The sequence below is a fragment of the Candidatus Liberibacter solanacearum CLso-ZC1 genome, assembly GCF_000183665.1.
GTDB classification, from domain to species: domain Bacteria; phylum Pseudomonadota; class Alphaproteobacteria; order Rhizobiales; family Rhizobiaceae; genus Liberibacter; species Liberibacter solanacearum.
This window is the reverse complement of the sequence record NC_014774.1, coordinates 901,814-916,197: the sequence shown is the minus strand read 5'-3', so window position 1 is coordinate 916,197 and position 14,384 is coordinate 901,814. Positions and strand designations below refer to the sequence as shown.

Genomic DNA, 14,384 nt, shown 5'->3' with positions numbered 1-14,384 from the left:
CCTATAAGATAGATATCAACTATTTTCATAGTTATTGCCTGTAGGATAGCATTTAATACAGACAAAGAAAAGAAATTCATAATTTCCCAGGCGACAAAAAATTTTTTGTTCAAAAAAAAACAGCACTTAATACATATAATAGTAATAATAAGTTTTGCTATTTTGGCATGCCAATTTTGATAACAGTTCCTTCTCCTTCTTGAGAAAGAATCTCTAATTTCCCTCCATGGAGATTAGTTAAGGCGTCGGATATAGCGAGTCCAAGTCCGGATCCCCCTGTGTTTTGATCATATTGATTGTGAAGCTGTTCAAAAGGTTTTCCAACTTTTTTCAAAGCTGATTTCGGGATTCCAATGCCTGTATCAGCAACAGTTATGATCACGGAATCATTTACTCTAGAGGTTTGCACTATCATTTTTCCACCATTATTGGTGAATTTGATTGAGTTAGAGAAAATAGGGGTCAAAATTTTTTTTATAATCCGTTCATCAGCATTGCAGAATAGTTCTGGAGAAATATTTTTCTCAATCATGATATTTTTTTTTTGGGCTGAGGAAGCAATCGATTGAAGACTTTCGTTAATTATGGGTATTAAATTAGTATTTTTTTTATTGATGGCGATATGCTCTGATTCTATTTTAGACATTTCAAGAATATTATTGATAAGATTCAAAAGGTGTTTTCCACTGTCATGGATATCTTTGACATATTCGTAGTATTTAACAGATCCTAATTTCCCAAATGTTTCTCCTTTGATAATTTCAGAAAAGCCGAGGATAGCATTAAGAGGTGTCCGTAATTCATGAGACATTTTGGCAAGAAATTCAGATTTAGCCCTATTCGCCATTTCAGCACGTTCTTTCTCAGTTTGGTATTTAGCATTAGCAATCGAAAGTTCGGTTTTTTGGCGTTCAAGTATTTGCCGTGAAGTTGAAAGATCATTAATGGTGGCTTTGAGACGGCGTTCAGATTCTCTAAGTTTCTTTTGATTGCGTTTAAGCTGCGTGATGTCTGTTCCCACAGAAATGGTTCCAGCATCGGGAGTGTGCCATTCATTAATTTGAAGCCATCTTGAATCAACAAGTTTGATTTCTTTACTTATATTCTGCAAACGTTTTGGATCAGAAGTATAGTATTCAACAACAGGATTAATTTGAGCTTCGTTAATAATTGAACGTTTTGTTCCTGGTATAAGAACATGATCAGGCAATCCATAAACTTGTTGATATTTGGCATTACACATGACTAGTCGATCATTTTTATCCCATAGAACAAAGGATTCAGAAGTGCATTCTATTGCTTTTGATAATCTTTGATCTACTTCAGCATAGCGTTTTTCTAAATAATATTGTTCGGTAACATCCATGGCTATACCAATGACATTCATGCCTCCTGATAGTGTATTCATCACTTGAGCGCGTACTTTTATCCAGACATCTCTTCCTGTGGAATAGTGCACGCGAAATATTTTATCTAACTGCGTAGAGTGTCCCTTGGTTATTGATCGAGCTATGTCATATATTTCTTTGCCGTCAAAGTGGACAAGACGTGCTATTGTGCGAAATGATAGCGTTTTATGCGTAGCAGGAATACCAAGAATTTCACACATAGATTGCGATAAATGAAATTTCTTACTGGCGAGATTAAAATCCCAAATACCACATCTTCCACGAGATAAAGCTGTTTCAATACACGTGTTTGCTTCTAATAAATTGGTATCATTCTCTTCAGTACTTTTTATCTGTTTGTAATAACTACACAGGAGGAACAAAAGAATAGCAGAAATGCTTGCAAAAAATATAACTTCCAATGTTACTTCTGTGCGCCAAAAATGTAAGAGTGGTAACTTAGAATTGGCGACTAAAACCAATCCATCATTGTTTGGAAGGAGGATTGATGACACATGATATGGCTCTTGGGAAAGAAAAACTTCTGAAGTTTGAGCGGTTTTACTCATACTTGTCAAAGGATGTAATTCCGGAATAATTTCACTAATTTTTTCCCCTATATAAGGGGAATTATCTGTAGACGATGCAAATACCAGCCCATTGGATTGGGCGAGGAGGATGAAAGCTTTAGAAAATGGCTGTATTTTGAGAAGGAACTCGTTGAGTATCGACTCTGCTTTTTTTTTGGATTCTGGTTTAAATTGTACACTACTGTTTTTAAAAAGAGACTCAATAGATTCTGTGAGTAGGAGCGTTGTTTGATGTATCATTTGTTCTTGTTGTGCGTATTTTGTATTAACCTTGATGATACTAGACGCAGCAACCAATACAAGGAACACTATGCTGACCATTGGCATTATGTGCTTGATTGAAAAAAAAGAAAATGACAGACGAGATAGTATGAACGTATGTATTTTCTGTACCACTTGTTTCCAATACACAGTAAATTTCTGTCGGCTTTTTGAACAGTACAAGCCACAATTTTGTGAGAGGTTTCCCACGTTTTCCATTAGAACTTCCTCGTAAGTTAGTATGTAAATATTAAGATTGGAGGATTTTTCTATTTCCGAATCATAGTTAATGAATCAAAGCCGATTCTTCTTGTCTAGGGGGAAAAGATATTTTTTTTAAAAAATTTAAGATATTTTATATATTTTTATGAATTTGGTTGTTGTAGTTTTATGTTTTGCATGGAAAATAGATAAGAAAATGGATGGTATTGAGGAATTGTACCGACTTTTTACGAGAGAAAGCATTTTTATGGCAGTACATATGCAAAAATTACAAAATTCTACAAAAAGTCCGATTATTGTTCTTGTGGATCCACAATTAGGCGAAAACATCGGTATGGTGGCGCGTGCAATGTTGAATTTTAATATTACGCAATTACGCCTTGTGAATCCTAGAGATGGATGGCCTAATGACAAGGCGCGATCTTCTTCTGCTAATGCAGATCATGTGATAGATTCGGTACGTGTTTTTTCTAGCTTGAAAGAAGCGATTTCTGATCTTAATTTTGTTTATGCTACTACAGCTAGAAGTCGTGATAATTTTAAGTCTGTTTTTGCTCCGAAAGAAGCTGCTGTCGTCTTGAACGAAAGAATTCATTCTGGTCAAAATGTTGGTTTAATTTTTGGTTGTGAGCGTTCGGGATTAACAAATGAGGAAATTGCTTTGTCTAATGCAATTATAAGTTTTCCAGTTAATCCGAATTTTTCTTCGTTGAATATTGCACAAGCAGTGTTGGTGATGGCATGGGAATGGATGGAAAATAGTGTTGTAGTGCCAAAAAAAAATGTAAAAGAAAGTGATATTCCTGCTACAAGAGGTGAATTACTGAGTTTTTTAGATTATACCGAAAATTCTTTGGCAGAACGAGGATATTTCCGTCCTGAGGAGAGAAAAAAAAAGATGTTAGATGATTTGCGTTCAGTATTTATTCGTCTTGAATTGATGCGACAAGAGATTTTTTTGTTGCGAGGAGTTATTTCTACATTAGATCGATTTTCTAGAGAATCTCCACGTGGAAGTCTCGTTGTCCCGCAAAAAAAACAAAATAATCATAATTGAAAAATATAGTTATATTTGTGAAAAAAAATCCTAAAAATTGTATTATGATATTTGATAGTGGTATTGGTGGACTTAGCGTCTTGCAGAAAGTACGTTTTTTGATGCCCGAATATCACTTTATCTATGTCGCCGATGATTCTGGCTTCCCTTATGGAAATTGGGAAGATAACGCATTAAAAGAACGTCTTTTATTTTTGTTTGCAGATATTTTAGAAAAGTATAAGCCCGTATTATCAATAGTAGCTTGTAACACCGCTTTTACTTTAGTTAAAGATGAACTACGCTCAACTTTTCCATCTATGCTATTTTTGGGTGCAGTTCCTGCTATAAAGCAAGCAACAGTGTATACATCAACAGGTCTTGTTTCTGTTTTATCGACGCCCGCCACACTAAGACGCGCATATACGGACGATTTGATTCGTTCTTATGCATCAAAATGCCAAATAAATCTCGTTTCTTCTACAACGCTTGCTTCTATAGCAGAAGACTATACTTGTGGAAAAATAGTGAAAGAAGATGGAATTCAAAGAGAAATACAAGGGTGTTTCCTTGAAAAAGAAGGGAGACGAACAGATGTTGTGGTCCTTGCTTGTACCCATTATCCTTTTATGACACATATTTTTCGACGCTTATCTCCTTGGCCAGTTGATTGGCTAGATACTTCATATTCCATAGCGCGTCGTGCTCGCTCTCTGTTACCGGTAATTGCAATGAATGAAGTTGGATTATCCGATGATCAGGTGGTCTTTATATCAAGAAAACCAGATATCGCGATGCAACGTTTAATGCAGGGATTTGGTTTGAAGATCTAAAGTTTTAAGCAAAGACAGATCAATATATTCAGTTATTTTTTAATATTAATAATAAAGAAATCAAGTTTAATATAGCGATTTTAGCATAAAAATGCATTCATGAATAATAATGTTATATTTTAGGATTGACCTTAATAGAAATTATGCTTAGAGATAGCAGTTAAGTGAAAAAAATAGTAGGATTTACATGCTGTTTTTAATGATTAAACATATCCCATGGTCATGGTTTTATAACATGTAATTTTTTGTGACCTGTCAAATTTTGTCAAGCAAAGTTAGAGGAGGGTGCGTTTCCTAGTCGTGCTTTAAAATAGTTAGAGGCTGTGGAAACGGTAATTTGAGAGGAATATTATGAGTAAGCGTGAGTCATCGAAACATAAGATAGATCGTCGTATAAGTGAAAATTTATGGGGACGTCCGAAATCACCTGTTAATGTGCGTTCTTATGGGCCTGGTTTACATGGGCAGCGTCGTAAGTCAAAGCCTTCCTATTTTGGATTGCAGTTGCGTGCTAAGCAGAAGATGAAAAAGTATTATGGAGATGTTGGTGAAAAACAATTTCGTTCCATTTTTAAAGAGGCAGATCGCTGTAAAGGTGATACCTCCCAAAACTTGATTTCTTTTCTTGAATCTCGATTAGATACTATAGTCTATCGTGCTAAATTTGTGCCTACGGTTTTTGCTGCACGTCAGTTTGTCAATCACCGGCATGTTCTTGTTAACGGTTTTTCTGTCAATATTGGATCATATCGTTGTAAAGCGGGTGATGTCATTGAAGTAAAATCCAAATCGAAAAAGTTAACTTCTGTTTTGGGATCTGTGCAATTACCTGAACGCGATGTTCCTGAATATATCAGTGCTGATCATGAAAATATGGTTGCTACTTTTGTTAAGATTCCTACTTCTCTAAGTGAGGTTCCGTATCCCGTTATAATGGAACCTAATCTTGTTGTTGAGTTTTATTCTCGTTAACAAGAATTTTTTGTAATACTACATTTTGGGGAAATATATTTGGATTTCAAGGGAATTGTAAACAGTATTTATGAAGATATAAAACCTCATCTTGGTCAGGGTCATGTAGCTGATTATATTCCTGAATTAGCTAAGGTTGATTCTAATCATTTTGGTATATCTCTTGCTTTGGAAGATGGTAGTATATATTCAGCTGGTGATTCAGATATTTTGTTTTCAGTTCAAAGTATTTCAAAAGTTTTTCTTCTTACGATAGCTCTACAAAAACTTAATGAAGATATTTGGACACGTGTTGGTCGAGAACCTTCTGGATTTTCCTTTGACTCAATAATTCAGCTTGAACATGAACGTGGAATCCCACGTAATCCATTTGTTAATGCTGGGGCTATAGTTATGAGTGATGCAGTTCTTGAAAATAGTTCTTTGGACCATGAAATAAAAAATTTTCTGAATTTTGTACATGTTCTTTCCGATGATTCATCAATTTATATTGATCCCGTTGTTGCTAATTCAGAAATACAAACCGGTTATCGTAATTTTGCGCTTGCAAATTTTATTCGTTCCTTTGGTAATATACGGTATAACATTGATGACGTTTTGAAATTTTATTTTAATCAGTGTGCTCTCATGATGAATTGTGTGCAACTTGCGAGATCAGGTTTGTATCTTACATGTCGAGGATATAGTCCATTAACGAAAAAACAGATAATTTCTCCTCAACAATCTCGATGTATCAATGCAATAATGCTTACATGTGGTCATTATGATAATTCTGGTGATTTTGCATATCGTGTTGGATTTCCAGGGAAAAGTGGTGTTGGCGGAGGTATTCTCGCTATTGTCCCCTCAAAAGCATCTATTGCTGTTTGGTCCCCTGGTTTGAATAGTGTTGGTAATTCTTTTTTAGGTGCAAAGGCTCTTGAGCTTTTAGCTCTTCGTACAGGTTGGTCAGTATTTGATCCTATAGCAATCTAAAAAAAAATATTTTTATGCCAAAAATTGTTCTCTAGTATATTCATATATTTTTACTGTACCGTTCGACATTTATTGTTAGAAACCATATTTTCTGTCCAATAGTCTAATGATAAATTATCTGATGAATACAAAATATTGAAATATTATCCCTTTTAATACGAATAATTGAAGATTTCTTTATTATCCTTTTTTGTTGAACATTACACCTTTTTCTGCAATGAAGATGCAAATATAGCTAAGCACTGCTAATGCAAAGAATCCTATAGTAATAGGATAAGTTGTTCCATTAAATGACTGTCCTATTATTATTCCAACAAGTGTGCTGATGAGTGTATTGATAAATCCAAACACGGATGATGCCGTTCCAGCTAGATGTGAGAATGGTTCCATAGAGATACTGCTAAAATTAGAGTTGATTAACCCGAATTGAAAGGATGACAAAAAGACAAATAAAATAAAAATCCATAAATTCATAGGACTATCAGAGCTAACCTGTATTAAAAGCCATATTCCTGTAATCAAAAGAAGAAATAAAAGAGAATAATGTGATACAATGCGTATACCAAATTTGTCGACTAAATGAGAATTCATAAAAGAGGCAAGAGCTATAGCCATTCCACCTATTGCAAATGCAAGGGGAAATAAATTTCCAAAACTATAGACTTGAGTATAGACCTGTTGGGAAGAATTCACAAATCCGAGTATCGCTCCCATCATAAAACTATTAGCAATGTTATAAAAAATAGAAAGACGATTAATGAATATAAGAGAAAAACTATGTAATATCAAAGATATGTTCAAAGGACGGACATCGCGAGGATTAAGCGTTTCAGGAAAACGTATATAATACCACATCATGATGATAAAGGTGATCGCTCCCATCCAAATAAAAACCCAGATCCAATCACCTAATAATGACATTGTAGCTTGTCCTAAAGCTGGAGCAAAAATAGGCATAACCATAAAAATCATCATGGTCATAGACAAGACTTTGGCCATCTCTTTCCCATCGTAAATGTCACGAATAATTGAAATGGTGATGATGCGAGGTGCTGCACCTCCTATTCCTTGAATCAAGCGCATAGAAAGCATGCCAGAAAATGAAGTAACTGTTACCATTGCTATCGTAGAAAGAATGTATATAACTAATCCAGAGATCATTACAGCTTTTCGACCAAAACGATCTGCTAAAGGTCCGTAAAAAATTTGGGCTATTCCGTAACCTATAAGATAAAAAGATATTAAATGTTGACTGTGATTTACATTTTTTAATCCCAAAAATTGGCTAATTTGGGGCAAGCACGGAAGTATGATATCTATACCAAGAGAATTAATGCCCATTAACATTGCTATGACCAGAACAAATTCTATATGGCTAATATTATGACTTTGTAATTTAGAGGGAATACAGTTAATATCGTTATTTTGTGATTTTGAAGGCGGTTGTTGTATCACGGCATAATTCTTTCAAAATTGAGAACCGTACTAAGAGTGTTGTGATATCATATTATATTTATAAACGTCACATTCTGTACTTTACTTCTATATTATATAGAGACTTAAAATTTTATGAAATTTATTTGACACTTAAAATTTTATGAAGCTCTTTCGACTGAAACATTTCACATACTATATCACAACCACCAATAAAATCACCTTTTACATATAGTTGAGGGATGGTTGGCCACTGTGAATATTCTTTGATTCCTTGGCGCAACGTATCATCTTCAAGAATGTTTATGCCCTTATAAGATACATTAAGACTATCAAGAATTTGAGCTACTTTTCCAGAAAAACCACATTGCGGATATTCAGGAGTACCTTTCATAAATAAAACAACATCATTTTGTTTTATTACATCTTGGATTATATTTTTTACAAGATCAGTCATCGTCTATTTTATACTCCATTCTGTTGTTGTAGAATTCAATAAATTCTTCTTAAAAATATCTATTGACCTTTATTATGAGAATTTGGAATTACGGTTTTAATAGATAGGGCATGGAGGGTATCTCCCATTTTTCCTTCTAAGGCGGCATAAACCATTTTATGTTGTTGTATGCGGTTCTTACCGCGAAATTCTTCAGAAATAATTTCTGCAGCGTAATGGTTGCCATCTCCTGCTAAATCTTGGATTCTGACAACGGAATTAGGTATTCCTTTTGTAATCATTTCTTCTATTTCATGGATATTCATCGACATTCTTTACCTCTAAAGTTTAATTTTTTCTTACAATTAATTCATATACTCAGGAAACCATGATTCGTACTTTTCCTGTAATATTGGGAGAGGAATATCTAGTATATTGCGAATACACAAGGTATGTCCTGATACGACTCCTAAACAACGCATAGGAATATTTTTATTGTATGCTTGCAATATTATTGAATCCCTAATCTCTGGAGGGATGCAAATTACATAGCGCCCTTGATCTTCTCCAAAGAGAAAAGGCGTTGGATCTTTTTCTTCGGGCAAAATAATATCCATTCCTTTTCCAGAAGATAATGCCATTTCTGCTAGGGTAATGATGAGGCCTCCCGTAGAAATATCATGACAAGCCGTAATGTGTTTGTCATTTATCATAGAAAGAATAAAATCTCCATGACATTTTTCAAGATGGCAATCAACTTTTGGAGGGGGGCCTATATCAGCAGATGCACATTCGAGACTATAAATTGAACAGTCAAGATGACAACCATCATTTCCAACCATCAAGATAAGATTACCTTCACAGGCGCTTCCAATGCGTGTCATGGTTGACCAGTCAGGGATAATTCCAACTCCAGCGATGGTAGGGGTGGGGAATATAGACTGCCCATTTGTTTCATTATAAAAAGATACATTTCCTGATACAATCGGAAAATCTAATATTTGACAAGCTTCACGTATTCCTTTGATAGAATGCACAAATTGTCCCATTGTTTCTTCTTTTTCAGGGTTACCAAAGTTAAGATTATCGGTTATAGCCAATGGTTTCGCTCCAGTTGCTATGATATTTCGCCAACATTCAGCAACCGCCTGTTTTGCTCCTTCAAAGGGATCTGCTTTAACATAGCGTGGTGTTACATCAGAAGAAAAAGCAAGTGCTTTGGTTTTATGCCCTTCTACACGAATAACGCCTGCATCCCCGCCTGGCAGTTGTATAGAATTACCTTGAATAATGGTATCATATTGTTCATATACCCATCTTCTTGATGATAGATTGGGAGAAGATAAAAGCTTAAGAAGTATACAAGCGTAGCCTTCATGGGAACGAAGGAGTTCGGGGTTAGAAGAAGGAAGAATCACAGGTTTGCACCATGCTCTATCATATTCTGGTGCTTTATCGCTCAAATCTTTGATGGGAAGATTAGCGACTTCTTCACCACGATGTATAACGCGAAAGCGCATATCATCTGTTGTTATGCCAATGATTGAAAAATGCAGTCCCCATTTATTGAAAATATCTTGAGCTTTTTTTTGATTTTCTGGATTGAGAATCATGAGCATGCGTTCTTGACTTTCCGAAAGCATCATTTCATAAGCAGTCATTCCTTCTTCGCTTGGCACTTGATCAAGATTGAGTTGAATGCCAAGATCTCCTTGATTCCCCATTTCTACTGCTGAACACGTTAATCCTGCTGCTCCCATATCTTGGATAGCAATGACTGCATTAGTTTGCATTAATTCCATACATGCTTCTAGCAAACATTTGCCTGTAAATGGATCACCTACTTGAACGGTAGGGCGTTTTTCTAAAGTATTTTCTCCAAATTCTTCTGAAGCCATTGAGGCACCACCAATGCCATCTCGACCAGTTTTAGCTCCTAAATAAACAATAGGAAGCCCGACACCTTTTGCTTTTGAAGAAAAAATAGCATCAGTTTTAGCAAGTCCAGCGGCAAAAGCATTGACGATAATATTGTCATTATAACAGGGAAGAAATTCAACTTCTCCTCCCACTGTCGGAACGCCAAAAGAATTACTATAGCCGGCAATACCTGCTACTACTCCTGAAAGCAAGTGTTTGGTTTTAGGATGATTTACAGAACCAAATCGCAATGAATTCATTACAGCAACAGGTCGTGCACCCATTGTAAAGATATCGCGCAAAATACCGCCTACACCTGTCGCAGCTCCTTGATATGGTTCGATATAAGACGGGTGATTATGGCTTTCCATTTTGAATACAACGCAATCACCATCTCCAATATCAACAACGCCAGCATTTTCTCCGGGCCCTTGAATAATATGTTTTCCAGTGGTGGGTAAAGTTTTAAGCCATTTTTTCGAAGATTTATATGAACAGTGTTCATTCCACATTGCTGATATAATGCCGATTTCTGTCAAGGTTGGTTGGCGTTGAATAATTTTTAATATTTGATCATACTCATTATGTGTAAGACCATGCATAGCACAAATTTCAATGGTAGAAAGTGATTTAGACATAAATTATTGCGTACTCTAGATCGAAAATTCAAAGAATTTAAATTACGGAGATAAGGGGTGACGATAACTTATATTTTATAAAATTTAAACACTGATAAAACATGCATAAATTATAATATATTAATTCTTATTTATATAAGAAAGTATTCCATGCATAGATAATAGACGTAAAATTTATTTATAGTATGTATTTTACACACAAAAATTTTATTGTAAAATGACAACAAGAAGGATTAAAAATTTCCCTCTTATTTTTATGAGAATGTTTCTATATGTCGTCAAAGTTGATTTATTCTCAATTTTCTGACAAAATAGTATCTATTCCAACGAAAACACTTATTATTTTTTTTTCACTTAATTAAGAAGAGATGTGAAGAGAGCACGGCCATCTATTCCTCCATGGATTTCTTCTATCATGTTTTCAGGATGTGGCATCATGCCTAATACATTGCCTTGTCGATTAGTAATGCCAGCGATATCATGCAGTGATCCATTGGGATTTCTTCCAGATGCATAGCGAAATACAACTTGGTTATTGCTTTCTATTTCAGCTAATCCTTGGGAATCGATAAAATAATTACCATCGTGATGAGCAATAGGAAATTTGACAATTTGATTCATCTTATAAGATTGGGTAAAAGCTGTATTGGCATTGACAACTTCTATTAAAACCTGTTTGCAAATGAATTTTAATGAAGTATTGCGCATGAGAATGCCTGGAAGTAAGTTGAGTTCTACAAGGATTTGAAATCCATTGCATATTCCGAGAATTTTCACTCCTTGTTGTGCTCTTTTTTTGACGACTTGCATCACAGGAGTGCGTGCTGCAATTGCACCACAACGAAGATAATCTCCATAAGAAAAACCACCAGGAATAATAATGAGATCAACATCTGGTATGTTGGTATCAGATTGCCATACTAAAATAGGAAATTTTCCAGTTATTTTTTTAACGGCCATAATCATATCTCTATCGCGATTCAGACCTGGAATCTGCACTATAGCAATTTTCATGGATACTTCCAAATAGTTTTGATAATATATTTTTGCAATTTAAAAAACATGTTATTTTTAGATAGAATATTTTTGGACACTAATGTCGTAGTCTTCAATAACTGGATTGGCAAGAAGATTTTGACAGATAGATTCTATTTCTTTTTTTGCAATATCAGGGTTAGTTTCATCCATTTCTATATCAAAAACTTTTCCTTGGCGAATTTGACTGATATTATGAAAACCAATATTAGAAAGGGCGGTTTTTAATGCTTTTCCTTGAGGATCAAGAACGTCTTTTTTAAGCTTAACGATGACGTTGGCTTTTATCACAGATATATTCTCCTTTTATTTTCTACTTAAAATAGAGGTTATTTTGAGCGCTGGTTCATTTTTTTTGAATATTCCTAAACGACGAGCTACTTCAGAATAGCCCTCTAGTAATTGATCACTACTACGACTAAAGCGTTTTTTGTCACATTGTTCTTGCTTTTCAACATCCCATAATCGACAGCAATCAGGGGAAATCTCATCTGAAAGAACAATACGGATGATATCTCCATCAAGAAGACGTCCACACTTAATGCTAAAATCTACAAGCTGAATGTTTATTCCAAGAAATAGACCTGTGATGAAATCGTTTATTCGGAGGCTTAAAGCTGTTATTTCCTCAATCTCAGATGGATTGACCCAGTTAAAAGCCGTTACATGCTCTTCAGACACTAATGTCTTTTGAATAGAATCGGTTTGATAATAAAATTCGACAATAGACCGTGGAAGCGATAACCCTTCTTCGATACCAAGTCTTTTGGCTAAAGAGCCCGCAGCAGTATTCCGCACCACTATCCGAAGAGGAATTATTTCCACATCTCTGACTAATTGTTCTCGCATGTTCAATCTGCGAATAAAGTAATTTGGAATGTTCATTTTATTTAGTTGAGCAAACATGTACTCAGATATTCTATTATTTAACACGCCTTTTCCATTGAGTGTTCTACAATCTTCTCCATCTTTTGACAGATTATCATCTTTAAAAAATTGGATAAGAGTCCCTGGTTCAGGGCCTTCATATACAATTTTATTTTTTTCTTCATAAATGGGATTTCGTTGTCTCATAAATCCTCTCTTTACCATTAACATAGCCGTTTTTATCGAAACTAAAATCAAAAGTTTTTGTCAGTTACTCAAAGCTAAAATTATCGGTAAGATATTTTATCTTAAATATATTTAAAAACACGTTTGAAGATGGTATCTACATGCTTAGTATGATACTTATAATCAAATTTATCACGTATTTCTTCTTCAGATAATATCTTTCTTATGTCAATATCTGCAAGCAATTCATCAAGAAAAACAGTTCCATTTTTCCAAACTTTCATTGCATTGCGTTGGACAAGTTGATAAGCATCTTCTCTTGATACTCCAGCTTGTGTTAATGCCAGAAGAATACGTTGAGAATGAATCAATCCTCTCAACTTTTCTAGATTATTTATCATGTTATCGGGATAAACAATCAATTCTTCCATGACATTTGTTAAACGATTGAGTGCAAAATCAAGGTGTATTGTTGCATCAGGACCTATAGCGCGTTCGACGGAAGAATGTGATATATCTCTTTCATGCCATAGCGCTACATTTTCCATGGATGGGATGACGTGTGATCGTATTAACCGAGATAATCCTGTTAAATTTTCAGTTAGAATAGGATTGCGTTTATGGGGCATAGATGAGGATCCTTTTTGACCAGGATGGAAAAACTCCTCTACCTCGAGAATCTCAGTACGTTGAAGATGCCTTATTTCTATAGCTAATCTCTCAATAGAAGAGGCTATCACCCCAAGCACAGAAAAATACATTGCATGTCGATCACGAGGGATAATCTGTGAAGATATTGGATCTGCTTTCAGATTCATAGCTTTTGCAACATGCTGTTCGACGTAAGGGTCTATATTTGAAAAAGTTCCAATAGAGCCAGAAATAGCACAGATGGCTATTTCTTCGCGGGCGTTAAGCAATCGTTGTCGAGCACGTGAAAATTCTGCATAAGCCATGGCTAATTTGAGACCAAAAGTTGTAGGCTCAGCATGTATTCCATGCGATCGTCCTATGGTTATCGTATCTTTATGTTCAAAAGCACGTTTTTTTAAGCTTTCTAGCAATTGATCAATATCTTCCAATAGAATATCAGTAGATCGCATAAGCTGGATACTAAAGCATGTATCCAGTACGTCAGATGAAGTCATTCCTTGATGAATAAAACGTGCGTCAGGTCCAATTATTTCTGCAAGATGTGTTAAAAAGGCGATAACATCATGTTTTATAATCGATTCAAGCTTATCAATACGCTCAACGTTAAAAACTGCATTTTTCCCTTTTTTCCAAATATTTTGGGCCGCTTCTTTTGGAATAATGCCAATCTCAGCTAATGCATCGCAGGCATGCGCTTCTATTTCAAACCATATTCTATATTTTGTTTCAGGAGACCATATAGCGGTCATTTTAGTTCTAGAGTAACGAGGAATCATATCTTAACCGACTTTAAATTAGGACCAAATCATTTGCAGAGTGTAAAAAAAAGAAAGTTTAATTGCGAAACGTACAAAAATACAATAATTTGGTGAATGGACGAACAATTATACCAACGATACCAGAAACCATAATAACATATAAAATGTTAGAAGTATCA

The 14,384-nt window shown here is 35.0% G+C and carries 13 protein-coding genes; 4 read left to right on the top strand and 9 right to left on the bottom strand.

Features of this window, described 5'->3' with window-relative positions; genetic code table 11:
- Positions 1-157 precede the first annotated feature (157 nt).
- A complete protein-coding gene (locus CKC_RS04170; protein WP_044054122.1) occupies positions 158-2,458 on the bottom strand; it encodes a PAS domain-containing sensor histidine kinase in 2,301 nt (766 codons plus the stop codon).
- 250 nt (positions 2,459-2,708) lie between these two features.
- On the opposite strand from CKC_RS04170, the gene CKC_RS04165 reads away from it, so the two are divergent.
- From CKC_RS04165 to CKC_RS04150, 4 genes are all read left to right on the top strand, one after another.
- Entirely contained in the window at positions 2,709-3,518 is an 810-nt protein-coding gene (locus CKC_RS04165; RefSeq protein WP_044054367.1) for an RNA methyltransferase, read from the top strand.
- A 17-nt stretch (positions 3,519-3,535) separates the two neighbouring features.
- Positions 3,536-4,330 carry a glutamate racemase gene (gene murI, locus CKC_RS04160; RefSeq protein WP_407059599.1) on the top strand — a complete coding sequence of 265 codons (795 nt, stop codon included), beginning with the start codon at positions 3,536-3,538 and terminating at the stop codon, positions 4,328-4,330.
- Between the two features lie 351 nt (positions 4,331-4,681).
- A complete protein-coding gene (gene rpsD, locus CKC_RS04155; RefSeq protein ID WP_013462274.1) occupies positions 4,682-5,302 on the top strand; it encodes a 30S ribosomal protein S4 in 621 nt (206 codons plus the stop codon).
- A 39-nt stretch (positions 5,303-5,341) separates the two neighbouring features.
- Positions 5,342-6,277: a glutaminase gene (locus CKC_RS04150; RefSeq protein ID WP_013462273.1), complete on the top strand. Its 936-nt coding sequence runs from the start codon at positions 5,342-5,344 to the stop codon at positions 6,275-6,277.
- Between the two features lie 180 nt (positions 6,278-6,457).
- Here the strand turns inward: CKC_RS04150 and CKC_RS04145 are convergent, their stop codons facing one another.
- From CKC_RS04145 to purB, 8 genes are all read right to left on the bottom strand, one after another.
- Positions 6,458-7,732 carry a multidrug effflux MFS transporter gene (locus CKC_RS04145; protein ID WP_013462272.1) on the bottom strand — a complete coding sequence of 425 codons (1,275 nt, stop codon included), beginning with the start codon at positions 7,730-7,732 and terminating at the stop codon, positions 6,458-6,460.
- A gap of 121 nt (positions 7,733-7,853) precedes the next feature.
- Complete coding sequence (gene grxD / locus CKC_RS04140) at positions 7,854-8,168, bottom strand: Grx4 family monothiol glutaredoxin (RefSeq protein ID WP_013462271.1); 315 nt, start codon at positions 8,166-8,168, stop codon at positions 7,854-7,856.
- 59 nt (positions 8,169-8,227) lie between these two features.
- Positions 8,228-8,479, bottom strand: a complete 252-nt coding sequence (locus tag CKC_RS04135; RefSeq protein ID WP_034443098.1) for a BolA/IbaG family iron-sulfur metabolism protein — start codon at positions 8,477-8,479, stop codon at positions 8,228-8,230.
- A gap of 33 nt (positions 8,480-8,512) precedes the next feature.
- A complete protein-coding gene (gene purL / locus CKC_RS04130) occupies positions 8,513-10,705 on the bottom strand; it encodes a phosphoribosylformylglycinamidine synthase subunit PurL (RefSeq protein ID WP_013462269.1) in 2,193 nt (730 codons plus the stop codon).
- 354 nt (positions 10,706-11,059) lie between these two features.
- Complete coding sequence (gene purQ, locus CKC_RS04125; protein ID WP_013462268.1) at positions 11,060-11,719, bottom strand: phosphoribosylformylglycinamidine synthase subunit PurQ; 660 nt, start codon at positions 11,717-11,719, stop codon at positions 11,060-11,062.
- A gap of 57 nt (positions 11,720-11,776) precedes the next feature.
- Positions 11,777-12,031, bottom strand: a complete 255-nt coding sequence (purS, locus tag CKC_RS04120; protein WP_013462267.1) for a phosphoribosylformylglycinamidine synthase subunit PurS — start codon at positions 12,029-12,031, stop codon at positions 11,777-11,779.
- 15 nt (positions 12,032-12,046) lie between these two features.
- A complete protein-coding gene (locus CKC_RS04115; protein ID WP_013462266.1) occupies positions 12,047-12,814 on the bottom strand; it encodes a phosphoribosylaminoimidazolesuccinocarboxamide synthase in 768 nt (255 codons plus the stop codon).
- A 101-nt stretch (positions 12,815-12,915) separates the two neighbouring features.
- A complete protein-coding gene (purB, locus tag CKC_RS04110; protein ID WP_013462265.1) occupies positions 12,916-14,223 on the bottom strand; it encodes an adenylosuccinate lyase in 1,308 nt (435 codons plus the stop codon).
- Between the last annotated feature and the right edge of the window lie 161 nt (positions 14,224-14,384).